A 24,222-nucleotide genomic window follows, 5' to 3' on the forward strand; every position below is an offset into this window, starting at 1 on the left:
GGGCCCTCTTGCTCGTGCCGGGCTTACTCCGTCTTCAGCTCAGGCTGCGACGCCCCCGAGCGGGTCTTCCACAGCGAGAACAACACCCCGCCGCCGATCAGGCCGAAGGTCACCGACAGCGACACCACGGCGGGAATCTTGCCGATGAAGCCGACCAGGAAGATCTTCGTGCCGATGAACACCAGTACAAGCGACAGCGCGTACTTCAGGTAGTGGAAGCGGTGGATCATCGCCGCCAGCGCGAAGTACAGCGCGCGCAGGCCCAGGATCGCGAAGATGTTGCTGGTGTACACGATGAACGGGTCGGTGGTGATGGCGAAGATCGCCGGCACCGAGTCCACCGCGAACAACAGGTCCACGAACTCGATCAGCACCAGGGCCAGGAACAGCGGCGTGGCCCAGCGCACCGTCTTGCCCGTGGCCGCATCCGGCTCGCGCACCCAGAAGGCATTGCCGCGCAGCCCATCGGTCACGCGCATGCGGCGCTTGAGGAACTTCAGGATCGGGTTGGTGGCAATGTCCGGCTCCTGGTCGGCGATCATCCACATCTTGATGCCGGTGAACACCAGGAAAGCGCCGAACAGATACATCAACCAGCCGAAGTTGCTGACCAGCGCGGCGCCCAGGCCGATCATGATGGCGCGCAGCACGATCACCCCCAGGATGCCCCAGAACAGCACGCGGTGCTGGAACTGGCGCGGGATGGCGAAGAAGCTGAAGATCAGCGCGATCACGAACACGTTGTCCAGCGACAGCGATTTCTCGATCAGGAAGCCCGTGTAGTAGGCCATGCCGCTGGCCGGGCCCATCTGCCACCAGACCCAGCCGCCGAACAGCAGCGCGGCGGAAATGTAGCCGGCCGACAGCAGCAGGCTTTCGCGCACGCCGATCTCGCGGTCTTCCTTGTGCAGCACGCCCAGGTCGAAGACCAGCAGGGAGATGACGATGCCGATGAACAGCAGCCAGCTCCAGGCCGGCGTGCCGGCGAAGTCGGCTTGTAGAAATGAGAGCAAGGCTTCCATGATGTTCCCGCTTGTATGTGAAGGCCCTCATGATCCGGATACCGGGCAAACGGAGAAATCAGCCTGAAAGTGAGTTATGGTTCGAAAAAACCGAAGTGAAACCATCATGCTCAATTACCGCCATCTGTACTACTTCTGGATGGTCGCCAAGGAAGGCGGCTTCTCGCGCGCCGCCGAGCGGCTCGACATGGCCATCCAGACCATCAGCGCCCAGGTGCGCGAGCTGGAAAAGAACCTGGGGCACCAGTTGCTGCGCCCGGCCGGGCGCGGCGTGGCCTTGACCGATGCCGGCCAGGCCGCCTTCGCCCGCGCCGAAGAGATCTTCCAGATCGGCCAGGAACTGCCCCAGGAGGTCCGCGCCGCCGCCACCAAGCCGGTGATACGGTTGTCGGTGGGCCTGTCGGACGGCATTTCCAAACTGGCCGCCCACGCCTTGCTGGGGCCGGTGCTCGACACCCCGGACCTGCGCCTGACCTGCCACGAGGGCGAGGTCGAGGAACTGCTGGGCGAACTGGCGCGCCACCACCTGGACCTGGTGCTGGCCGGCCAGGGCGCGCCCGCCAACCCCAACCTGCGCCTGACCAGCGACCGCCTGGTGTCCTCGCCGGTGGACTGGTACGGCCCGGCGCGGCTGGTGCGCAAGGCCGATACGCTGGACTTTCCGCGCTGCCTGGAGCGCCTTCCCGTCCTGTTGCCCACCGGTCATTCGGTGTTGCGCCAGACGCTCGACCGCTGGTTCAATGAGCAGGGCGTGCGTCCCAACGTGGTCGGGGAATTCGAGGACAGCGCGCTCATGTCGGTATTCGCGGCGCGCGGGTTGGGCGTCTTTCCGCTCAGCCGCCTGGGCGGCGGCGACGTCGGCCTGCTGCGCGGCCTGCGGCCGCTGGCGCGCTGCGACAGCGTGCACGAGGAAATCCACGGCATCCGCAACCGCCGCGGGCAGCACCACCCCCTGGTGCAACGCATCCTGGCGCATGCCAAGACTTCGGTTTTTTCTTAATTATTGTCACAAAGACGCTGGTTTTTCAGAAGCTGTTTCCGCTCTATCGTGGCGTTTCTTTCGTGAATCACCGGAGTACCACCGCAATGAAGAAAATCATCTGGATCGCTTTCGCCGTGCTGGCGGCGCTATGGACCGGGCTGGTCGCCATCACGCTGCAACTGGCGGACTGGGTGCTGGCGACCATCGCCTCGACCCAGGTGCCGGGCGCCACGGCCATCGGCTCGGCGCAGTGGGAAGCGCCCGCCTGGGCCGCGCCCTGGGTCGACGCCGGCCTGATCCAGTCGCTGCAGTCCGGCCTGGTGTGGCTGGTGGACCTGCTGAACCAGATCCTGCCCGCCGCGGGCAGCCTTGGCACCTGGATCTCGGTGCTGGGCTGGCTGTTCTGGGGCTTCATCATGGCCGCGCTGCTCATCCTGGCGCTGATCCTGCACTGGCTGGCGGGCAAGCGCCCGCAGGGCGACGGCTCCGGCCGCCAAGTGGTGTAATAAGGCGGGCAACGCGGCATCCCGGCGCGCTGCCTCCTTACAGGAGCGTACCGTGCCGTCCCGATTCCTTCGCGCCGCCATCCTGCCCGCCGCCTTCGCGGCGCTGGCGCCCGCCCATGCGGGCACGGCGCCATATGGCATCGACGTCTGCACGTTGAGCGGCACCTCGGGCCAGTACAGCGTGCGGGTGCGCAATACCGGCTCGGCGCCACTGGCGCGCGCCGACATCACCGGCGTGCGGCTGGACGCCGCGGGCCGGGCGCAGGGCGACATCGCGGTGAGCCTGACCGCCATCCCCCCCGGCAGATACGAAACCGCCATTCTGGCTCGCCACGGGGAATCGGCCGCGCTCGTCAGCATTGCCACCTACCGCGTCGTCGATGGCGTCGAAACCCGCCAACAGGAATTGTTCGCCGGCAAGGTCGCTCACGTATCGCCCGGCTCGGCGCTCCAGTACACGCTGGCGCCGCTCGCCCTGCGCGGCTGGACGGTGGCCTACGGTGGCGCCAACGCGCCCCGGCTGGAGCCGGGCAGCGCCGTGCTGCTGGCCTATCCCGCTCGCGGCGGCAAAACGGTCGACAGCCGGCCTGAGGCGGGCCGCAGCCCGACCGAAGTCACGCCGCTCAAGCCTTGCGTGGTGCCGCGCGGCCGATAGCGCCTCGGGCCAAGGCCGCGGCCCGGCGGCCGGGACGCGCCGGCGTCCAGGCGCGCCCCCCGCCCAGGGCCGAACCACACAGCAAGAAGCCTCGCCCCGGCATCAGGTGCCGTTCAGCAGATCGCGCTCGTTCAGCAGCGCATAGACGATCTCGGGTTTGTTGTCGAAGCCGCGGCGGATGGCGGCCGGAATCGACGAGCGCGTCTTGCGGCACAGGCCGGGCTGTTCATCGAGCTGGATGGCGATGCCGCGCGAGGTACGGACCTCGTTGTCGCTGGGAACGATGCGCACCACGATGCCCAGTTGCGCCTGCATGCGGCCCTGCATCGCGCGCAGGTCTTCCAGGCTGGTGATGTTCTCGAGCCGCGCCACCAGGCGCTTTTCCTCTTCCTTGGTGAGCCGCAGGATGCGCACGTCCGCCGCGGGGTCGGCCAACAGCCGATCGCGGTCGCACATACAGGCGCCCGGCGGGCATTCCTGGCGGATGGGGAACGGGAGATTCATGGGACGCGCATCGCAATGCTATCCATCGATTCTACCCAGGAACGGGCCGCTGCCGCGATTGAATCGCCGGCGCGGTCGGGCATAATGCGCCGAGACGAAACCTCGGAGACGGTGCCTTGAAGACGATCCTGCTCGCGGCCTTGCTGATCGGCGTCAGCGCCAACGTGCACGCGCGCGATCATGCATACGCCATCAAATCCGGGTTGCGGGCGGTGGCGACCATCGAGGGCACGACCGAACAGCGCGTCAGCGTGCGCGTCGGCAAGGGCGCGGCGCAAGAGATCGCCCGCCTGGATGACGAAGCGATCGACTATTTCGAAACCCCGGACATCGACCACGACGGCTATCGCGACCTGGCGATCGGCCAGAGCGGCGGTGGCGGCCAGGTCCATGCCCGCCTCTTCCTGTATCGTCCCCAGGAACGCCGTTTCCAGGAAATCCAGCATCCGGCGCCCGAGGCCAGCCCCTGCCACCGGTTCGTCAACCCGGTGTTCGACGCGCAGCGTGCCGCGTTCTCGGTCGGGTGCCGCTACGGCGCCGACAGCATGGGCACCGAGGAATACGTGTTGCGCGCCAACGGAACGGCGCGGCCGGAACGCTGGACCACGCAGGCGCTGTTCGACCTGGAAGACAAGCCGTTCGAGTTGAGCTACGGCTTCAACGAAGACGGTACGGTTGCGCACATCCAGATCGATGGCGAAGGCTCGCCGCTGGACGGAGACAGCCGGGTGCCCTTCGACCGGATCGACCTGTACGACGCGCCCGACGTGAAGGCGTTATCGACCCAAACCGCCAAGGCCGGTGATCGTCTCGACGTGGTCGCGCTGCGCCCGCAATGGTTGCAGGTGCGCTACCCGGCGGGCGGGGCGGACGCGCCCCTGAAGTGGGTGCGCTACGCGGACCTGAAAATCGACAAATATGCCTACGCGCCGCAACAGCGCATGCCCATGCGCGGACTGTCGTTGTCGGTGCGCGGCCACCTGGGCACGCAGCTCTACGAAGCCGGCGGCCGCTTCACGCTGCATGTGACGAACCTTGGCCCGGACGCCGCGACACTGGCGTCGCCGCGCATCTGGCTGCTGTTCACGGATGCGCAGGGGCGCCGCACCTTGCAGCCCTTGTACCAACGCCCCGCGGTCACGCTGGGTCCGCCCACGCCGCCCCCGGCGCCAGCGGCCGATCCGTATCCGTCACAAGGCGAAGACCGCGCCGCGCCGCCGCCCGCGGCCGCGCCCCGCCACGTGGCGGACTGGGCCGACGACCCGGTCGTCTGGCGCGCGGGCGAAGACGGCAAGATGCAGTACCAGGTCAACGAAGGCAACGGCCAGTACGTAGCGTTCTTTCCCGACCTGGCGGCGGGCCGCTACCGCCTGGCCGTCGTATTGACCGACCCAGGCCTGGAACAACCGGTCTATTCGAACGAAATCGAAGTCGACTACCCGTTCCGGAAGCAACCACCCGCCGCTACCAGTAGTAATTCACGCTGAGCATCGTCTCGCGTTCCATGCCGCGGAACGTGTAGGTGTAGTAGCGCTTGTCGAAGACGTTGTTGACGTTCAACGCGATGCGATAGCGCGGCGTTTCATAGGCCACCGCGACATCCGCCAGCGTAAAGGCGGGGTTGTAGTTGGTCGAACCGTCCGCCGCCACATTGACCGGCGATTTGCCCCGATAGCGCACCCCGCCCCCCAGGATCAGGCCCTGTACCTGCCGCGGCCGATAATCCAGCCACAGGCTGGCCGTCTGCCTGGCGGTCTGTACCGTCTGGCGGCCCACCTCGGCCGGCCGGTTGCTGCGGGTGGTGCGCGGATCCAGATAGGTGTAGCCCGCCATCAGGCTGAGTTCGCGTGTCAGCGGCAACTTGGCCTCGAGCTCCAGACCCGTCGAACGAACCTCGCCCGTCTGCACATTGAAGCGCGGATGGTCGGGATCCTGCGTGGCCACGTTCGTCTGGCGGATGTCGAACACCGCCGCCGTCAACAACGCGTCGGACCCGGGTGGCTGGTACTTCAGCCCGGCTTCGTACTGCTTGCCTTCGCGCGGCTTGAACGAACTGCCGTCGAACTGCTGCCCGGTGATCGGATCGAACGCCGTGGCATAGCTGACATACGGCGCAAAGCCGCTGTCGAACAGGTACAGCAGGCCCACACTGCCAGTCGTGGCCTCGTCGTTGATCCGTGGTTGCGTCACGCTGCTCTGGGTGGTCCGCACGATGTCACGGCGCAGGCTGACGTTGCCGATCCAGCGATTCCACTTCAGCTGGTTCAGGGTGTAGATGCCGGTCTGCTTCAAATCGGTGCGGCTGTAGTCCAATTCGGGATACGCCACCGGTTGCCCATATACCGGCGCGTAGATGTCCAGGTTCGGCACATCCCAGCCAAACCCTAATCCGTCATGCTCCTTGTAGCGCAGATAATCCACGCCCACCGCGAAGGTATGGGTCAGGCCGCCCCATTGGAAATCGCGCGTGGCGCGGCTGTCCACGGCCAGCGTCTTGCCGTTGGTCCGCTGGGCAAGGCTGCCGCGCGTGACGGTACGCTGGTCGGCCAGCAGATCCATCGCGTAGATGTGGCGGTAGTCGATGTCGATTTCCGAATAGCGCAGGTTCTGGCGCAAGCGCCATCCGTTGTCGGTGTCGTGCTCGAACGCATAGCCAATGGACTTGGTGGTGCGGTCGAAACGATCGAAATCCGGATCACCGGCGGTGCGATTCAAGGGCAGGTCCTTGATCGCGGGATAGGTGAACAGGTTGGGCCACCAGCTCTTGGGCGTGGCCCGTTCTTTCGAGTACGTACCCAAGACCGTCAATCGTGTCTGGTTGCTGATGTTCCACAACACCGACGGCGCCACCGACAGGCGGTCATCGCGCGAGCCGTCGGTGCGCCCGTCGCTCTTGCGGCCTGTCACGTTCAAGCGATACAGCACCTTCTGGTCCTGGTCGAACGCGCCGCCCAGGTCGGCCGTGGCCTGGCGCCGGTCATAGGTGCCGTAGCTCAGGCCCACGCTATTGACCTGGCCGGGCGTGGGCCGCTTGGACACCACGTTGATCACGCCGCCAGGACGTCCCTGGCCGTACAGCACGGACGCCGGCCCTTTCAGCACCTCGATGCTGTCCAAGTCTTCCAGGTTGTCGTTCCACGACGCGTACGTGCCGCTGGACAACTGCTTCAGACCGTCCTTGTAGTAGGCGCTGCCGTCGCTGAAACCCCGGATCACCGCGCCGACCATGCGCGCATCGCTCGATCCCGACACTTCCGTCTGCACCCCCGGGGTGTAGGCCAATGCCCCTTCCAGGCTGCGCGGCGCCTGCATCTTGATCTGCTCCTGCGTCACGATGGACACGGAGCGTGGCGTCTCGATCAACGGTACGTCCAGCTTGCCGCTCGCGGAGTTCAGCGCGACATAGCCGTCGGCCGTGCCTACGGCGACGCCGCGCACCGTCACCGGCTCCAGTTGCGCCGTGCCGCTGGACGGCTGCGCCAACGATACATTGCGGCCGTCGCGGTGGAAGGTGATGCCCGTGCCGGCCAGCAGGCCGCGCAACGCCTCGTCGGGCGTCAACCGCCCCGACAGCGCGGGCGCGTTGCGCCCCCGCACGGTTTCCGGCAGATAAAAAATCACGAGCGATGCCTGTTCGCCCAACTCAATCAACGCATCCCCCAAGGGCTGGGCGGGGATGCTGATCGCCACCGGCGCCGATTGCGCCTGCGCCGCCAATGGCATCGTTGCGCAGGCCAGTGCCAGCGCCACGGCCAGCGCGCCACATTGCGCGCGCCCTTGCTGCCGGGTTTTCTTGCGCGCTTGCACCGCGCGCCGACTCACTTGCTTGTCCACCATGAATAGAACATTCCAGTACAACTACCGGCGCATGTTGCGCCCGACACCCTTGGCCAAAGGTCGCTTCCAGGGTCGAGATCAGCTGGCGAGCACGCACCCCTTCAAGGGATAGACGCCACGATCGGGAAAAAACCGGAATGCGTCTCGATAAAATATTTGAAACAAAAAATTTCAAACACCGAGAGCTTGGTATTGCGGGCCAATCGCCCCGCGCGTCAGCGCGGCGCCAGCACCCGGCCACCGCCCGCCGGATACAGCACGATCACCGGCGCGATCCGCGGCAGCACGTCGAGCACGGCTTCCGGGTCATCGATCGGCAGCGTGCCCGCCACGCGCAAGCGTGCCAACGCGGCATCGTCGATTCGCAGCGGCTCGCGCAGATAGCGGTTCAGTTCGACCACCACCTGCTGCAGCGGCGCGTCGCGAAACACCAGCCGGCCGCGCTGCCATGCCGTGATGGCCGCTACGTTCTCCTGGCGCGGCGCTTCCAGCCCGCCGCCAGGCGCATAGTGCGCGACATATCCTGCCGTGAGCCGGTGCGTATGTCGGCTCCACCACGGCCCCGCGGAAAACTCGACACTGCCCTCTTCCACCGCCAGCGTCACGCCATCGCCTTCGCGGCGGACATTGAAGCGCGTGCCTGTCACCCACAAGCGGGCCTGGCCCGCGGCCACGAAAAACGGCCGCGCGGCGTCCGGACTGACGGTGAACAAGGCCTCGCCCGCCGTCAGCTCGACCTCGCGGCGATCGGAGTAGAGCGCCACTTCGACCCGTGTGCCGGTATTCAATTCCAGCAACGAGCCATCGGGCAGCGTGTGCCTGCCGCGCTCCCCCTGGGCGGTGGACAGCGACGCACTGAATTGCGCCGCCGGCGCCCACAGCCTGGGCCCCGTCACGCCCGCCACCAACGCCAACCCACAGGCGGCGCCCAGTCCCAGCGCCAGGCGCCGGCGCGACGAGGCGCGCGGCGCATCGTCGGTGCGCGCCAGGATGGCCCGCATCTCGTCCTGCGGCAACAGGTCAGCCACCGACCACGTCGCCTGGACGGCACGATACAGACGAGCGTGCTCGGGGTCCGCGGCCAGCCACGCGTCACGTTGCGCCCGCGCGGCGTCGTCCAGCGTGCCCAATCGCTCGCGCGTGAACCAATGCACGGCCTGCGCCTGAAGCGCCTCAGCGGCCCGAGGAGAGCGCTCAGTGCGGGGCATGATCTTGCAACCGTTTCTGTATATGGCCGAGTGCGCGCTTCATGTGTTTTTCAACGGTACTTTGCGTCAGCCCCAGTTTCCCCGCGATTTCGGCCTGCGTATAGCCTTCCAGCTTGTTCCACAGGAATACCTGCTGGCACTTCAAAGGCAGCTCGGCCAGGGCCGCTTTCAAGGCATCGGCCAGCTGCCTCGCGCGCAACGCCGAATCGGGATCTTCGTGCGCGGGATGATCGGCATCCGGCAACTCGTCCAGCGCGATCACCTCACGCCGCAATTGGCGCCGCACTTCTCCGTTGAGCCGGTTCTGGCTGGCGCCGTAGAGGTAGGCCTTGGGATCCAGCACCGCGCCGTCACCGTTGCGCAGCATGTTGGCCACCACGTCATGCGCGGCGTCCTCGGCGTCATGGCGGCTGCCGCTGCGGCGCGTCCACGTCCCGATCAGCTCGCGGTAATGCGCGAGCCAACCCTTTTCGGACGGCGGACGGCGGGACATGGCGACATGGACAGGGAAAGAAAGAAGCCGCGCATTATCAATCATGATTCTCATTACGACAAACCGTCCGCGGCACAGCCGCGCCGGCGCCTGCCCCACTGGCGCGGCGCCCCAGGCCATTCTGGCTTAAGCTCTTGCCGCAACAGCCATCCCCCCTATGCCAATTCCAAAGACACTATTCCAGCGCAGTCTTGCCGCGCTCGCCTGCCTGGCATTGGCGGCCGCCGGCACGCTCGTGGCCGCCGGCCTTGCCGCCCCAGCCCCCGCCGCCGACGTCGCCGTGGTGCTGGGCAACACGGTCGCGCCCGACGGCAAACCCTCGCCGCGCCTGGCCGCCCGGCTCGACCGCGCCTACGACTGCTACGCCGCCGCGCGCTGCCGCGTGCTGTTCGTCAGCGGCGGCGTCGATCCGGCCGGCCGCGACGAAGCGGCGGTGATGCGCGACTACCTGATCGCGCGCGGCGTGCCGGCCGACCGGGTGGTCGCGGACCGCCTCGGCAACGACTCCTGGGCCACCGCCCGCCACGCCAGCGCCTACATGCGCGAGCACGGCTACGCCAGCGCCACGGCCATCACTCAGTACTTTCACGTGCCGCGCACCATGCTGGCGCTCAGGCGCCATGGCGTGCCGCAGGTCGGCGGCGCCTCGCCGCGCTACGTCGAGGCGCGCGACCTGTATTCGATCCTGCGCGAACTGCCGGCCATCGCCTGGTACGCGCTGCGGCCGCTATAGTTTCCCTTCCTCTCTTTCCACAGACGCTACCGTGCATATCTTCCACAACCCCGTCCACGGCAGACACGATGGCCGCCACGAAATGTTCCGCGGCAGGCTCGTGCCCTGTCACGAGACCCCGGCGCGTCTGGAGTACGTGCTGGACGCCCTGCGCCAGCGCGGCATCGGCACGCTGCAGACGCCGGCCGCGCCCGACCTGGACCTGATCCGGCGCGTGCACAGCCCGCGCTACGTTGACTTCCTGCAAGGCGCGTGGGCCGACTGGATCGCGCTGGATCCGGCCAATGCCGAGCTCGACATCCTGCCGTCGGTATGGCCGGTGCGCGGTTTCCGCCACGACATCTCGCCCACCAACTTCGCCGCGCGCGTCGGCCTGTTCTCGTTCGACAGCGGCAGCCCGCTGACGGCGGGCACCTGGGAAGCCGCCGTCGCGGGCGCGGCCTGCGCCATCGACGCGGCGCGCGCGGTCTCCCGCGGCAACGGCTCCCGCGCCGCCATGGCGCTGACGCGTCCGCCCGGCCATCACGCCGGCGCCGACTTCTTCGGCGGCTATTGCTTCCTGAACAACGCGGCCCTGGCGGCGCAGGCGCTGCGCGAGGCCGGCGCCGAACGCGTGGCGGTGCTGGACATCGACTACCACCACGGCAACGGCACGCAAAGCATCTTCTACGAACGCGGCGACGTGCTGACCGTGTCGGTGCATGGCGATCCGACCACCGAATATCCCTTCTTCCTCGGCTACGCCGACGAATCCGGCTGGGGCGCGGGCGTGGGCGCCAACCTGAACCTGCCGCTGGCGGCGGGCGCCGACTTCGCTGGCTGGAACGAGGCGCTCGAACAGGGCCTGGCCGCCATCGGCCGCTTCAAGCCGGACGCGCTGGTGATCGCGCTGGGCGTGGATACCTACGAAGGCGACCCGATCTCGAGATTCAAGCTGCGCAGCGCCGACTACCTGCAAGTAGGCGCGCGGCTGGCGCGGCTGGGCCTGCCCGCGGTGTTCACCATGGAAGGCGGCTACGCCGTGGCCGAGGTCGGCACCAACGTGGCCAACGTGCTGGAAGGCTACGCCGGCTGAGCGCCGGCCGCCATCCGCCGCCACACGGCCTCGACCGCGGCGCGCGCGTCGCTGCGGTCCTTGAACGCCAGGATCGATACCTCGATGTCCCAGGCGCGGTTGGCCAGCGGCGCGAGGTCGGCGGCCCCCAGGCGCCGCAGCGCGCTGTCCGCCAGCCAGGCCACGCCCAGGCCCTGCGCGGCCATATCGCCCAGCACGTCCGACATCTCGGCTTCGAACAGGCGCACCCCGTGCAGGGGCTCCGGCCCGCTCTCGATCGCCGCATCGATCAGGCGCGCGAAATAGACGCTGGGGGAATACATCAACAACGGTACCGGCCTGTCCATGGCGCCCGGCAGGTCCAGTCCGTCGCGCTCGACCAGGCCGCGCGCCGCGTACGGCCGGATCAGCTCGCGCCCCAGCGTCAGGCAGTCGTAGCGCGACAGGTCCAGCGGCAGCGGCTGCGCCACCTGGTGGAAACAGATCAGCAGGTCGGCCGCGCCCGAGGTGAAGGCCGATACCGTGTCGTGCACATTACCGGTCTGCAGGCTGCAGCTGAGTTGCTGCCCCGCGCTCCAGTCGCGCCACCAACCCGGCAGGTGGGTCGTGGCCAAGGCATAGGAGGTCGCCAAGCGCAGCTGGTTGCGCGCGGGCACCGCGGCGATGCCCGCGCGCGCCTCGACCAGCTGGTTGACCAGTTCGATCGCCGCGACGCGGAAGCGCTCGCCCGCCTCGGTCAGCTGGGTCGGAAACGCCGAACGGTCGATCAGCCGCGCGCCCGCCCAGTTCTCCAGGCTCTGGATGCGGCGGCTGAACGCCGCCTGCGACAGATTGCGGGCCTCGGCCGCGCGCGTGAAATTGCGCAGCTCCGACAAGGTGATGAAGTCCTGCAGCCACCGGGTATCCATACCACTCCTTGCGCGATTCGCATGGGTCATGCGCGCCATGCATGGCGGCGCATGCGTACTTCGCATTGGACGTCCGCGCCGCGCCCCCGGACACTGTGTCCGCCGGTTCCGCATTGGAACCTGCCCGCATTGAAACCTGCCTTTTGCCGGAGTGTAAACATGGATCAAACCCTGCGTGCGGCGGCCCGCGAATACCTCATCCGCTACGGCGGCGACACCTTCCCGAACCTGTTCAAGTCGGCCAAGGGCACGGTGGTGCGCGACGACACCGGCCGCGAGATACTGGACTTCACCTCGGGCCAGATGTGCGCCACCATCGGCCACAACCACCCGGCCATCGTCGACGCGGTGCGCCGCGCCGGCGAAACCGCCTTCCACTTCTTCAGCGGCATGATCCCGGAAGCCGTCGCGCAACTGGCCGCGACGATGGCGCGCGACTGGATGCCGGCGGGCATGACCAAGTCGATCTTCGTGAACACCGGTTCCGAGAGCAACGAAATCGCGCTGCGCATGGCCAAGATGCACAAGAGCGGCTTCGAGATCCTGGCGGTGGGCGGCTCGTGGCATGGCGTCACCAGCGGCGCCGGCTCGGTCTCTTACGCGAGCGACCGCAAGGGTTATGGCGTGCCGCCGGCCGGCGTGTTCGTCATGCCCGAGCCGAACTCGTATCGCCCCTACATCGCCGGCCTGGACGCCGAGCAGTCGGCGCTGGCCTGCCTGGAGATCGGCCTGAAGATGTTCGACATGGCCTCGGCCGGCCGGCCCGCGGCCATCATCGTCGAACCGGTGATCAGCGCCGGCGGCGTGCTGGTGCCGCCCAAGTCGTACATGCAGGCGCTGCGCCGTGCCGCCGACGCGCGCGGCATGCTGCTGATCTTCGACGAGGCGCAGACCGCCTTCGGCCGCCTGGGCTGCCGCACCGGCTCGGAACACTTCGGCGTCACGCCCGACATCATCAGCGTCTCCAAGACCCTGGGCGGCGGCCTGCCGCTGGCGGCCACCATCACCACGCCCGCCATCGAGCAGGACGTGCACGAAAAGGGCTTCACCTTCTACACCAGCCACGTCTCGGACCCGCTGCCCGCCACCGTCGGCCTGGCCGTGCTGGAAACCTTGCAACGTGAACAACTGCTCGAACGCGCCGGCCGGCAGGGCGACTACCTGCGCCGCGGCCTGCTGGAACTGCAGCAGCGCCACGAAGCCATCGGCGACGTGCGCGGCCTGGGCCTGCTGCTGGGCGTGGAACTGGTGCAGGACCGCGACACGCGCGAGCCCTATCACGCGCTAGGCGCCCTGACCACGCAGCGCTGCTTCGAACTGGGACTGTCGATGAACATCCGCCGCCGCCCCGAACGCGGCTCGGTCTGGCGCATCGCGCCACCGCTGACCGTCAGCAACGACGAGATCGACCGCGCCATCGCCATCCTCGACCAGGCCCTGGCCGAAAGCCTGGACCAGATCGCCAAGCCCCGCGCGCTGAGCGCCTGAGCCGTCCCACCCTGGCGCCGGGCCGGGCCCGGCCGGAGAATGCAATGCCGATATTCCGAACCGCGGCCGGCGCCCTGGCGCTGGCCACCGTCACCGGCCTGGCCCACGCCGGCCCCACCCTCGATACCGTGAAGAAGCGCGGCTACGTGCAGTGCGGCGTGTCCACCGGCATCCAGGGCTTTTCCTCGCCGGACAGCAAGGGCAACTGGCAGGGACTGGACGTGGACATGTGCCGCGCCATCGCCGCCACCGTCTTCAACGACGCCAGCAAGTTCCGCCTGACGCCGTTGACGACGCAAGCGCGCTTCACCGCGCTGCAATCGGGCGAGGTCGACGTGCTGACGCGCAACGTCACGCCGACGATGGCGCGCGACACCACGCTGGGGCTGATCAGCACCGGCGTGAACTACTACGACAGCCAGGGCGTGATGGTGTCCGCCAGGCTCGGCGTCAGGAAACTCAAGGAACTGGACGGCGCCACCATCTGCGTGCAGCCCGGCACCGTGACAGAACTCGACCTGGCCGACTGGTTCCGCGCCAACGGCCTGAAATTCAAGCCGGTGGTGATCGACAAGTACGACGAGATCGTGCGCGCCTTCTCGGCCGGCCGCTGCGACGCCTTCACCTCCGACAAATCGCAGCTGGCCGCCTCGCGCACCACGCTGGAGCACCCTGACAACTACGTGATCCTGGACGAGAACATCGCCAAGAGTCCGCTCGGGCCGATGGTGCGCCAGGGCGACGACAACTGGTTCAACGTGGTGCGCTGGACGCTCAACGCCATGCTGGAAGCGGAGGAATTCGGCGTGACCTCGGCCAACGTCGATAGCCAGCTCAAGAGCACCAATCCCAACGTGCAGCGCATCCTGGGCGTGACGCCGGGCATGGGCAAGAACCTGGGGGTGGAAGACAAGTGGGCCTACAACATCGTCAAGCAGGTCGGCAATTATGGCGAGAGCTATGAACGCAACCTGGGCATGGCCAGCGCCATGAAGCTGCCGCGCGGCCTGAACGCGCAATGGCGCGACGGCGGCCAGATGTATGGTTGGCCGGTGCGCTGACGCGCGCATGCCACGCCGCGGGCCGGGCTCCGAACCCCGGACCCGCGGCTTTTTTTTCAGTCGCGCGTTTCCAGCGCCTTGTTGATCCGCAACGCCAGCAGCGTGCAGGCCGTGCCGGACAGCAGATAGATACTGACCGCCACCAGCCCGAAGCGCGCCGACAGCCCCAGCGCCACCAGCGGCGCGAAGGCCGCGCCCACCAGCCAGGCCATGTCGGTGGTCAGCGCCGCCCCGGTGTAGCGGAAACGCTTGCTGAAGTTGGCCGTCACCGTGCCGGACGCCTGGCCGTACGACAATCCCAGCAGCGCGAAGCCGATCAGGATGAAGGCGTCCTGCGCCTTGGGGCTGCCGCCCAGCAGCCACGGCGTGAACAACGCGAACACGCCGATCAGCGCGGCCAGCAGGCCGAGCGTGGTGCGCCGGCCGATGCGATCGGCGATCCAGCCCGAGGCGATGGTGCCCAGGATGCCCAGCCCCGCGCCGATGATCTGCACGATCAGCACGTCGGGAATCTGCTGCGTCGCGCTGACCGCGATCCACGATAGCGGAAACACCGTCACCAGATGGAACAGCGCATAGCTGGCCAGCGCCGCGAACGCGCCCAGGAACAGGTTGTAGCCCTGCTCGCGCACCATCTGCCCGGTGCTGATGGGCTCCAGCTCGCCTTCTTCCATCAGCTGGGTGTATTCCTCCGTCACCACCAGCCGCAGCCGCGCGAACAGGGCCACCACGTTGATGGCGAAGGCCACGAAGAACGGATAGCGCCACCCCCACTCGATGAAGTCGGCCTCGGTCAGCGTCACGTGCAGGAACAGGAACAAGGCGCTGGCGATCATGAAGCCGATGGGCGCGCCCAGCTGTCCCAGCATCGCGTACCAGCCGCGCCGCTTGGGCGGGGCATTCAGCGCCAGCAGCGACGGCAGGCCGTCCCAGGAGCCGCCAAACGCCAGCCCCTGCAGGCAGCGGAACACCGCCAGCAGCACGATGGCGTGCGCGCCGATGACGTCATAGCCCGGCAGGAACGCCATCCCCACCGTGGCGGTGCCAAGCAGGAACAGCGCAATGGTGAGCTTGGTGCCCCGCCCCCAGCGCCGCTGGATCGCCATCGACACCGCGGTACCGATGGGACGCGCGATGAACGCGAACGAGAAAATCACGAAGGCCCACAGCGTGCCTTCCAGTTGCGGCTCGAAGGGAAAGAACACGCGCGGAAACACCAGCACGCAGGCAATGCCGAAGACGAAGAAGTCGAAGTACTCGGAAGCGCGGCCGATCACGACGCCCACCGCGATCTCGCCGGGCGCCACCTTGGCGTGACTGCCCGTTGCGCCTGCCGCGCCCGGGCTCGGCAAAGGAGACGCGTGGCCAGGGTACTGCGTGGTGGTCGCCATGTGAGTGCTCGCTGAAAGGAGGTTTGAAAAACGCCTTGTCTACGCTTTTTTGCAACACACTCGTACGCACATGCATCCGGGACCCGCGGGCCGCGGCGCCATGGCGGCAGGCCCTGCCCCGCACACCTTCGCGTGCGTACTTTTGCTCTTTTTACCCTAGATTTTTCGCGGCTTCCAGCGTAGTGTTGCGTTTAACTCCCACGGTTACGTTTCGGGGTATGGCCATGCCGTCTTTCCCAAGGCTCCGCGGATTGTTGCTGTTCGCCGCCCTGCCGTTGCTCTCCGGATGCAATGCGGTATTGCTCTCGCCATCCGGTGACATCGCGCTGCAGCAGCGCAACCTGATCATCATCTCCACCGGCCTGATGCTGCTGATCATCGTGCCGGTGATCTTCCTGACTTTCCTGTTCGCGTGGCGCTATCGCGCCAGCAACCGCGACGCGCACTACGACCCCGACTGGAACCACTCCACCATGCTGGAGCTGCTGATCTGGGCGGCGCCGCTGCTGATCATCATCGCGCTGGGCGCGCTCACCTGGGTCAGCACCCACCAGCTCGATCCCTACCGGCCGCTGGCGCGCCTGTCCGAAGGCCGCGAGGTTCCTCCCGGCACCAAGCCTCTGGTGGTCGAAGTGGTGGCGCTGGACTGGAAGTGGCTGTTCCTCTATCCCGAACAAGGCGTGGCGGCGGTCAATGAAATGGCCGCGCCGGTCGACCGCCCGATCCAGTTCAAGATCACCTCGTCCACGGTGATGAACTCGTTCTTCATCCCGGCGCTGGCCGGCCAGATCTATGCCATGCCGGGCATGCAGACCACGCTGCACGCGGTCATCAACCACCCAGGCGAATACGAGGGCCTGTCGGCCAACTACAGCGGCGCGGGCTTTTCCGGCATGCGCTTTCGCTTCCACGGCCTGGACCAGCAGGGCTTTGACAAGTGGATCGCCGATGCCCGCGCCTCCGGCGCCACGCTCGGCCGCGACACCTACCTGAAACTGGAACAACCCAGCGAACGCAACCCGGTGCAGCGCTACGCCAGCGTCGCGCCCGGCCTGTTCGACGCCATCGTCAACCGCTGCGTCGAGCCGAACCGCATGTGCATGAAGGACGCCATGGCGATCGACGCCGGCGGCGGCATGGGCATTCCCGGCGCGCGCAACATCGCCAGCCTGGACGAGGCCACGCGCGAACGCCTGGGCCTGGCCGATGCGCCCGTGCGCAAGTATGTCGGCGCCATGTGCACGTCAGCGGCGGAACTGGCGCTGTAGCGGCCGCGCCGCCGCCACGGCGCATCGCGTGAAATCAAGGTATTCCCCCTGGAAACCGAGCCCTGGAAACCGAGATGACTGATCAACCAGACCTCACCAAGCTGATCTTCGGTCGCCTGACCTGGGACGCCATTCCCTTGCACGAGCCCATCCTGCTGGCCACCTTCGCCATGGTGGCGATCGGCGGCATCGCGCTGCTGGGCGCCATCACCTATTACCGCAAGTGGGGCTACCTGTGGCACGAGTGGTTCACCAGCATCGACCACAAGAAGATCGGCATCATGTACATGATCCTGGGGCTGGTGATGCTGCTGCGCGGCTTCGCCGACGCCATCATGATGCGCCTGCAGCAGGCCGTGGCCTTCGGTGATTCCACGGGCTACCTGCCGCCGCACCACTACGACCAGATCTTCACCGCGCACGGCGTCATCATGATCTTCTTCGTGGCCATGCCGCTGGTCACGGGGCTGATGAACTACGTGGTGCCGCTGCAGATCGGCGCGCGCGACGTGGCCTTTCCGTTCCTGAACAACTTCAGCTTCTGGATGACCACCGGCGGCGTGGTGCTGGTGATGATGTCGCTGTTCGTGGGCGAATTCGCCCGCACGGGCTGGCTGGCGTATCCCCCGTTATCGGGCATCGCGCACAGTCCGGACGTGGGGGTCGACTACTACATATGGGCCTTGCAGATAGCGGGGGTCGGCACACTGCTGTCAGGCGTGAACCTGCTGGTCACCATCGTCAAGATGCGCGCGCCCGGCATGTCGCTGATGCGCATGCCGATCTTCACCTGGACCGCGCTGTGCACCAACGTGCTGATCGTGGCGGCGTTCCCGGTACTGACCGCGGTGCTGGCGCTGCTGTCGATGGACCGCTACGTCGGCACCAACTTCTTCACGGCCGACTTCGGCGGCAACGCCATGATGTACGTGAACCTGATCTGGATCTGGGGTCACCCCGAGGTCTACATCCTGATCCTGCCGGCCTTCGGCATCTTCTCGGAGGTGGTCGCCACCTTCTGCCGCAAGCGCCTGTTCGGCTACGCATCGATGGTATACGCCACGGTGGTGATCACGGTGCTGTCGTACCTGGTATGGCTGCACCACTTCTTCACCATGGGGTCCGGGGCCAGCGTGAACTCGTTTTTCGGGATCACCACGATGATCATCTCGATCCCCACCGGGGCCAAGATCTTCAACTGGCTGTTCACCATGTACCGCGGCCGCATCCGCTTCGAGGTGCCGATGCTGTGGACGCTGGGCTTCATGGTCACCTTCGTGATCGGCGGCATGACGGGCGTGCTGCTGGCGGTGCCGCCCGCCGACTTCGCCCTGCACAACAGCCTGTTCCTGATCGCCCACTTCCACAACGTCATCATCGGCGGCGTGCTGTTCGGCCTGATGGCCGGCATCACCTACTGGTTCCCCAAGGCCTTCGGCTACAAGCTCGATCCGTTCTGGGGCAAGTGTTCGTTCTGGTTCTGGCTGGTGGGCTTCTACTTCGCCTTCATGCCGCTGTACGTGCTGGGGCTGATGGGCGTGACGCGGCGCGTCAACCACTTCGAGGACATGTCGCTGCAGATCTGGTTCCAGGTGGCCGCGTTCGGCGCCTTCCTGATCGCCATCGGCATCGCCTGCTTCCTGATCCAGCTGGTGGTGAGCTACCGCCGCCGCGAATCGCTGCGCGACTTCAGCGGCGACCCATGGGACGGCCGCACGCTGGAATGGTCGACGTCGTCGCCGCCGCCCAACTACAACTTCGCCTTCACGCCGCGCATCCATGACCAGGATGCCTGGTGGCAGATGAAGCAGCACGGCTACCAGCGCCCGCAGGCCGGCTTCATCCCCATCCACATGCCCAAGAACACCTGGGCCGGCATCGTGCTGGCGGCGATCAGCGTGGTGATGGGCTTCGCGCTGATCTGGCACATGTGGCCGCTGGCGGTGCTGTCGTTCGCCGCGCTGATCATCGTGTCCATCGTCCACACCTTCAACTACAAGCGCGAGTACTACGTGCCGGCCGACGAGGTCGTGCGCACGGAGGACGCCCGCACCCACCTGTTGGCGAAACATGTCTGATACCCTGGCCCCCACCCTGCCCGGCGGCAGCGCGCCGCCCGCCGAGCCCGTGTTCCACGTGGCCGGCGAACACCACCCGAAGAACGGCACGCTGCTGGGCTTCTGGGTGTACCTGATGAGCGACTGCCTCATCTTCGCCTGCCTGTTCGCCACCTACGGCGTGCTGGGGCGCAACTACGCCGCCGGCCCGTCCGGCGCCGACCTGTTCGACCTGCCGCTGGTGGCGGTCAACACCTCGCTGCTGCTGCTGTCGTCCATCACCTATGGCTTCGCCATGCTGGAGATGCGGCGCAACCGGGTCGGCGCCACGCAGGGCTGGCTGGCGGTCACCGGCGTGCTGGGGCTGGGCTTCCTGTCGCTGGAACTGTATGAGTTCGCGCACCTGATCCACATCGGCGCCGGGCCGCAGCGCAGCGCCTTCCTGTCGTCTTTCTTCACCCTGGTGGGCACGCACGGGCTGCACGTCACGTTCGGCATCGTCTGGCTGGTGACGATGATGGTGCAGGTGCGCATGCACGGCCTGATCCCCGAGAACCGCCGCCGGCTGATGTGCCTGTCGATGTTCTGGCACTTCCTGGACCTGATCTGGGTCGGCGTGTTCACCTTTGTCTACCTGATGGGAGTGCTGCCATGAACGCGCATGCCGACCATGCCGGCCACGGCCACGATCACGGCCATCACGACGATGACGACGGCGCCGCCCATGGCACCCTGAAAAGCTACGTCACCGGCTTCGTGCTGGCGGCCATCCTGACCGCGATCCCGTTCTGGCTGGTGATGGACCGGGTGTTCGACAGCTCGCGCACCACGGCGCTGGTGATCCTGGCGTTCGCGGTGGTGCAGATCGTGGTGCACATCATCTACTTCCTGCACATGGATACCAAGTCCGAAAGCGGCTGGAACATGTTGGCGTTAATATTCACGCTGGTGCTGGTCGTGATCACGCTCAGCGGATCCATCTGGATCATGTACCACTTGAACTCCAACATGATGCCCATGTCGGTCCACGACATGCGGAATATGCCCTGACGTGATGGCGGCAACAAAAGACTCTACGCATTCCGGCGACACCCCCCGCAATCCCCGCAGCGCAACCACCCTGGCCGTCCTGGGCGTAGTTGCGGTCGCGCTGTTCGCGGGGCTGTGCGCCCTCGGTACCTGGCAGGTGCACCGCCTGGCCTGGAAGCAGAACCTGATCGCGCAGGTGGAACAGCGGGCCCATGCCCCGGCCACCCCCGCTCCCGCGCGCGCCGACTGGCCCGGGCTGACCGCGGACAATGCCGAATACCGCCGCGTGTCCGCCAGCGGCGCCTACCAATATGACAAGCAGACGCTGGTCCAGGCCGCCACCGAACTGGGCAGCGGCTACTGGGTCATGACGCCGCTGCAACTGGCGGACGGCGGCGGCACAGTGCTGGTCAACCGCGGCTTCGTGCTGCCCGAATGGCGCAAGCGCCAGGCCGCCGGCCAGGCCGAGGCCAACGCCGGCCCGGTCAAGGTCGACGGCCTGCTGCGCATGGGCGAACCGGGCAACGGCTTCCTGCGCAACAACGATCCGGCCGCCAACCTCTGGTATTCGCGCGACCTGCCGGCCATCGCCAGCGCGCGCGGCCTGGGCGACGTGGCGCCCTACTTCATCGATGCCGACGCCGCGCCGGGCGCGGGCCGCGATCCAACCCAGGCGCCGGTGGGCGGCCTGACGACGCTGACCTTCCCCAACAACCACCTGGTCTACGCCATCACCTGGTACGCCCTGGCCGCCATGATCGTCCTCGGCGCCGGCATCGTGGCGCGCGAAGAACGGCGGCTGCGCGCGCGCCAGTGATCCATGCCCGATCCGGCGCGCATGCCGGATCGGACCAGGGCCTGGCAGTGAATACCCGACCGCCGCCACCCGCCTGAGCGGGCGTATCCCGGCCGCGGTCTCGCGGCCGCCAGCCCGTCAACGGCGCGCCTCCCGCCACGTTTCTAAAGCGCAGCGCCGCCCGCCCCATTTCTCGAGCGCGGCGCCTCTCGCTTCGGCAGTCCGCTACTTACCTCTCACGTCCGCGCGTCGGCTGTCGGCCAGTCGCCGCGCCGATTGCCCACGCATTGCCCCACGCTGGCCGCGCGCTTTCCCGGCCGGCAGGTCATCGCGCGTCCGGCACTAACCGTTGTGGCGAACTCGTCTCAGATCGGTCTTAGAACACCTCAGGATAGCCGGCACTTGGCCGAACTTACCCGAGAATGGGCCCATGCAATCAAGACAGGCATTCCCGGGGAGTTCGCTCCCCTGCCCGTCGATGGTTCTTCCCCATTGCCCACCCTAGGAACTCTCACAATGAAAAAAAAGCTGCTCGCGGCCGCGGTGTTGACGACCCTGGCCAGCGTCGCCCAGGCGGCGACGTCCGTAACGCTCTACGGCCTGATCGACACCGGCATTGGCTACAACAGGATCACGGGCGACGTAAACGGCGCTGACTACTCTGGCAGCCGCATCGGCATGATCAATGGCGTGCAGGCGGGCTCGCGGTGGGGCCTGCGCGGCACCGAGGATCTGGGCGACGGCCTGCGCGCCGTGTTCCGCCTGGAAAATGGCTTCAACTCGGCCGACGGCAGCCGCCTGCAACAAGGCCGGATGTTCGGTCGCCAGGCCACCATCGGCCTCGCCGACGACGCCTGGGGTTCCGTGGATTTCGGCCGCCAGACGTCCGTCGGCTCCCTCCTTCTCGCAGACATCAACCCGTTCCGCACCACTTTCACGCAGGCCAGCATCGGCACGACCTTCAGCGCCGCCAACACCATGCGCTGGGACAACATGGTCCTGTACCGCAGCCCCTGGACGGACGGCTTCCAGTTCGCCGTGGGCTACTCCTTCAATGTCGACGGCACCGACAAGGAGCAGAGCGGTTTCCGCACCGCCGACAACGCCCGCGGCATCACCGCCGGCCTGCGCTATGCGAATGGCCCGCTGAACATCGTGCTCACCTTCGACCAGCTCAATGGCTCCAATCTGGCCAGCGTAGACGCCTTTGGCGATCCGGTCGATCACAACGCCACGCCGCGCCAGTACGCCGTGGGCATGTCCTACGACCTGGAAGTGGTCAAGCTGGCTGCGGCCTATGGGCGCACCACCGATGGCTGGTTCGTCGGCCAGGATCTGCCGGCGGGCGTGCGCGGCAAGCAAGCCGCCGGCGCCATGCGGCGCAGTGAAAAGCTGTTCGGCACCAATCGCTACGAGGAAGGCTTCAGGGCCAACTCCTACATGCTGGGCGCCACCGTCCCGCTTGGCGGCGGCGGCAGCGTGTTCGGCGCGTGGCAACACGCCTCGGCCTCCAGCGACGCCCTGACCGGCGATGACGCCAACATGGATATCTGGAGCCTGGGCTACACCTACGACCTGTCCAAGCGCACCAACCTGTATGTCTACGGCTCGTATGGCAAGAACTATGCGTTCATCGAAGGCCTCAAGAGCACAGCGGGCGGCGTCGGTATCCAACACCGGTTCTAGCAGGCTCGCCCCAGGAAATAGAAGTCCCGACCCCTTTCGGAGTCGACGCATCGCGGGGTCCCGTGCCCACGGCGCGACTCCCTTTCTTCCCTCTTCCCTTCAGGAATCTTCCACATGAAAAAGACATTGCTCGCAGCCGCCATGCTGGCCACTTTCGCCGGCGTCGCCCAGGCGGAAACGTCAGTCACGCTCTACGGCATCATTGATACCGGTATCGGCTACAACAAGGTTTCCGGCACGGTACCTGTCATCGACCAGGCGACCGGCAAAACCCAGGCCGTCGATGTCAGCGGCAGCAGGATCGGCATGATCAACGGCGTGCAGGCCGGTTCGCGCTGGGGTCTGAAAGGCTCCGAAGACCTGGGCGATGGCCTGCGCGCCATGTTCACGGTCGAAAGCGGCTTCGATTCGGGCGACGGCACGCAGCAGCAGAACCGCCTGTTCAATCGCCAGGCCACCGTCGGCCTGGCCAACGACGCCTGGGGCTCGGTGGAGTTCGGCCGGCAGACCACCGTCGGCGGCACCTTCCTGGCTGAAATCGATCCGTTCTACACCAGCTTCACGCAGGCCAACATCGGCACGAGCTTCAGCGCGGCCAACACCATGCGCTGGGACAACATGATCATGTACCGCAGCCCCTGGACCGACGGCTTCCAGTTCGCGCTGGGGTATTCCTTCAATGTCGACACCACCGACAAGAACCAGAGCGGCTTCCGCACCGCCGACAACGCCCGCGGCATCACCGCCGGCCTGCGCTATGTGAATGGTCCGCTGAACGTGTCGCTGACCTACGACCAGATCAACAGTTCGAATCAGGCCCGCGTGCTCGACGCCGATGGCGAGCAGCTCGTCAGCGGCGGCAAGCCGGTCGAATTCGACCACGACGCCACGCCGCGCCAATACGCCGTAGCGGCCTCGTACGACCTGGAAGTCGTGAAGCTGGCTGCCGCCTACGGCCGCACCACCGACGGCTGGTTCGTCAGCCAGGACCTGCCGAACGTCAAGCTGGGCAGCTACCACTACGCCAACGGCTTCAAGGCCAATTCCTACATGCTGGGCGCCACCATTCCCCTGGGCGGCGCCAGTAACTTGTTCGGCTCGTGGCAGCACGTCTCGCCGTCCAACGCCCTGCTGACCGGCGACGATGCCAGGATGAACATCTGGAGCGTGGGCTACACCTACGACCTGTCCAAGCGCACCAGCCTGTACGCCTATGGCTCATACGGCAAGAACTACGCGTTCATCGACGGCCTCAAGAGCACCGCAGGCGGCGTCGGCGTGCGTCACCTGTTCTGATCCGTTCCCCGCGCCGGCCAGGCCGGCGCGGCAACTTGTCCGCGCCCAGGGCGCATCCGCGCAGTTTCATGCGGATGCGCCCTTTCTCCATCCGCACTCGGGGTTAACCCCGTTGCGCCGCCGAAAATAACCAGAAATTCGTGATTTTTGCCAGAAAATAGGACTTTTTGACCTACAATAGCGGCCGGGAACACCGCTGGGCGTCATGCTCAGCGTGCTGTTCCCTTTCTTTTTGTCTCTTCCTTTCC

22 protein-coding genes are annotated in these 24,222 nt (G+C 66.8%); 15 read left to right on the forward strand and 7 right to left on the reverse strand.

Going from position 1 to position 24,222, the window contains the following annotated elements; translation table 11 throughout:
• Positions 1–23 precede the first annotated feature (23 nt).
• Positions 24–1,022 (reverse strand): TerC family protein, encoded by a 999-nt coding sequence (locus tag DK459_RS04895; RefSeq protein ID WP_006387384.1) that lies wholly within the window; start codon positions 1,020–1,022, stop codon positions 24–26.
• A gap of 106 nt (positions 1,023–1,128) precedes the next feature.
• Between DK459_RS04895 and DK459_RS04900 the strand changes: the two genes are divergently transcribed.
• From DK459_RS04900 to DK459_RS04910, 3 genes are all read left to right on the forward strand, one after another.
• On the forward strand, positions 1,129–2,022 hold the full coding sequence (locus DK459_RS04900) for a LysR family transcriptional regulator (protein ID WP_006387383.1): 894 nt from the start codon (positions 1,129–1,131) through the stop codon (positions 2,020–2,022).
• A gap of 86 nt (positions 2,023–2,108) precedes the next feature.
• Positions 2,109–2,510, forward strand: coding sequence for a hypothetical protein (locus tag DK459_RS04905; RefSeq protein WP_006387382.1), 402 nt, complete (start codon positions 2,109–2,111; stop codon positions 2,508–2,510).
• 52 nt (positions 2,511–2,562) lie between these two features.
• Entirely contained in the window at positions 2,563–3,165 is a 603-nt protein-coding gene (locus DK459_RS04910) for a hypothetical protein (protein ID WP_024070284.1), read from the forward strand.
• A gap of 102 nt (positions 3,166–3,267) precedes the next feature.
• On the opposite strand, the gene DK459_RS04915 is transcribed toward DK459_RS04910, so the two are convergent.
• Positions 3,268–3,669: a hypothetical protein gene (locus DK459_RS04915; protein WP_006387380.1), complete on the reverse strand. Its 402-nt coding sequence runs from the start codon at positions 3,667–3,669 to the stop codon at positions 3,268–3,270.
• 116 nt (positions 3,670–3,785) lie between these two features.
• Between DK459_RS04915 and DK459_RS04920 the strand changes: the two genes are divergently transcribed.
• Positions 3,786–5,156, forward strand: a complete 1,371-nt coding sequence (locus DK459_RS04920; RefSeq protein ID WP_024070286.1) for a hypothetical protein — start codon at positions 3,786–3,788, stop codon at positions 5,154–5,156.
• Here DK459_RS04920 and DK459_RS04925 read toward each other — a convergent pair.
• The 3 genes from DK459_RS04925 to DK459_RS04935 form a co-directional block, all read right to left on the reverse strand.
• Entirely contained in the window at positions 5,134–7,506 is a 2,373-nt protein-coding gene (locus DK459_RS04925; protein ID WP_024070287.1) for a TonB-dependent siderophore receptor, read from the reverse strand. The two genes, DK459_RS04920 and DK459_RS04925, sit on opposite strands and share 23 nt — an antisense overlap.
• A 215-nt stretch (positions 7,507–7,721) precedes the next feature.
• Entirely contained in the window at positions 7,722–8,660 is a 939-nt protein-coding gene (locus DK459_RS04930; protein WP_024070288.1) for a FecR family protein, read from the reverse strand.
• 40 nt (positions 8,661–8,700) lie between these two features.
• The gene (locus DK459_RS04935) at positions 8,701–9,252 is read right to left on the reverse strand and encodes a sigma-70 family RNA polymerase sigma factor (protein ID WP_223308604.1); all 552 of its coding nucleotides are present in this window, start codon (positions 9,250–9,252) and stop codon (positions 8,701–8,703) included.
• Positions 9,253–9,364: 112 nt separating this feature from the next.
• Between DK459_RS04935 and DK459_RS04940 the strand changes: the two genes are divergently transcribed.
• Together DK459_RS04940 and DK459_RS04945 are read left to right on the forward strand one after the other, a co-directional pair.
• Positions 9,365–9,940 (forward strand): YdcF family protein, encoded by a 576-nt coding sequence (locus DK459_RS04940; protein ID WP_024070289.1) that lies wholly within the window; start codon positions 9,365–9,367, stop codon positions 9,938–9,940.
• A gap of 31 nt (positions 9,941–9,971) precedes the next feature.
• A complete protein-coding gene (locus tag DK459_RS04945) occupies positions 9,972–11,015 on the forward strand; it encodes a histone deacetylase family protein (protein WP_054499136.1) in 1,044 nt (347 codons plus the stop codon).
• On the opposite strand, the gene DK459_RS04950 is transcribed toward DK459_RS04945, so the two are convergent.
• Positions 11,003–11,902, reverse strand: a complete 900-nt coding sequence (locus tag DK459_RS04950) for a LysR family transcriptional regulator (RefSeq protein ID WP_006387373.1) — start codon at positions 11,900–11,902, stop codon at positions 11,003–11,005. The genes DK459_RS04945 and DK459_RS04950 overlap by 13 nt on opposite strands.
• Positions 11,903–12,061: 159 nt before the next feature.
• Between DK459_RS04950 and DK459_RS04955 the strand changes: the two genes are divergently transcribed.
• Together DK459_RS04955 and DK459_RS04960 are read left to right on the forward strand one after the other, a co-directional pair.
• Entirely contained in the window at positions 12,062–13,390 is a 1,329-nt protein-coding gene (locus DK459_RS04955; RefSeq protein ID WP_070543197.1) for an aspartate aminotransferase family protein, read from the forward strand.
• A 44-nt stretch (positions 13,391–13,434) separates the two neighbouring features.
• Positions 13,435–14,451, forward strand: coding sequence for an amino acid ABC transporter substrate-binding protein (locus tag DK459_RS04960; protein WP_110134506.1), 1,017 nt, complete (start codon positions 13,435–13,437; stop codon positions 14,449–14,451).
• Between the two features lie 56 nt (positions 14,452–14,507).
• Here DK459_RS04960 and DK459_RS04965 read toward each other — a convergent pair whose 3' ends face one another.
• Entirely contained in the window at positions 14,508–15,842 is a 1,335-nt protein-coding gene (locus tag DK459_RS04965; protein WP_045953003.1) for an MFS transporter, read from the reverse strand.
• A gap of 224 nt (positions 15,843–16,066) precedes the next feature.
• On the opposite strand from DK459_RS04965, the gene cyoA reads away from it, so the two are divergent.
• From cyoA to DK459_RS05000, 7 genes are all read left to right on the forward strand, one after another.
• Complete coding sequence (gene cyoA / locus DK459_RS04970; protein ID WP_035183065.1) at positions 16,067–17,110, forward strand: ubiquinol oxidase subunit II; 1,044 nt, start codon at positions 16,067–16,069, stop codon at positions 17,108–17,110.
• A 74-nt stretch (positions 17,111–17,184) separates the two neighbouring features.
• Positions 17,185–19,188: a cytochrome o ubiquinol oxidase subunit I gene (gene cyoB, locus DK459_RS04975; RefSeq protein ID WP_006387368.1), complete on the forward strand. Its 2,004-nt coding sequence runs from the start codon at positions 17,185–17,187 to the stop codon at positions 19,186–19,188.
• Positions 19,181–19,822, forward strand: a complete 642-nt coding sequence (gene cyoC, locus DK459_RS04980) for a cytochrome o ubiquinol oxidase subunit III (RefSeq protein WP_026384126.1) — start codon at positions 19,181–19,183, stop codon at positions 19,820–19,822. Before cyoB ends, cyoC begins: the two co-directional genes overlap by 8 nt.
• Complete coding sequence (gene cyoD / locus DK459_RS04985; protein WP_053498620.1) at positions 19,819–20,217, forward strand: cytochrome o ubiquinol oxidase subunit IV; 399 nt, start codon at positions 19,819–19,821, stop codon at positions 20,215–20,217. The genes cyoC and cyoD overlap by 4 nt, the downstream gene beginning before the upstream one ends.
• Before the next feature lie 4 nt (positions 20,218–20,221).
• The gene (locus tag DK459_RS04990) at positions 20,222–21,013 is read left to right on the forward strand and encodes an SURF1 family protein (protein WP_054442982.1); all 792 of its coding nucleotides are present in this window, start codon (positions 20,222–20,224) and stop codon (positions 21,011–21,013) included.
• Between the two features lie 495 nt (positions 21,014–21,508).
• Positions 21,509–22,678 (forward strand): porin, encoded by a 1,170-nt coding sequence (locus DK459_RS04995; protein WP_054442823.1) that lies wholly within the window; start codon positions 21,509–21,511, stop codon positions 22,676–22,678.
• Between the two features lie 114 nt (positions 22,679–22,792).
• Positions 22,793–23,974, forward strand: a complete 1,182-nt coding sequence (locus DK459_RS05000; RefSeq protein WP_026384123.1) for a porin — start codon at positions 22,793–22,795, stop codon at positions 23,972–23,974.
• The last annotated feature ends 248 nt before the right edge of the window (positions 23,975–24,222 follow it).

Origin of the sequence: Achromobacter sp. RW408, assembly GCF_003184165.1 — a bacterium.
Lineage (GTDB): Bacteria > Pseudomonadota > Gammaproteobacteria > Burkholderiales > Burkholderiaceae_B > Achromobacter > Achromobacter xylosoxidans.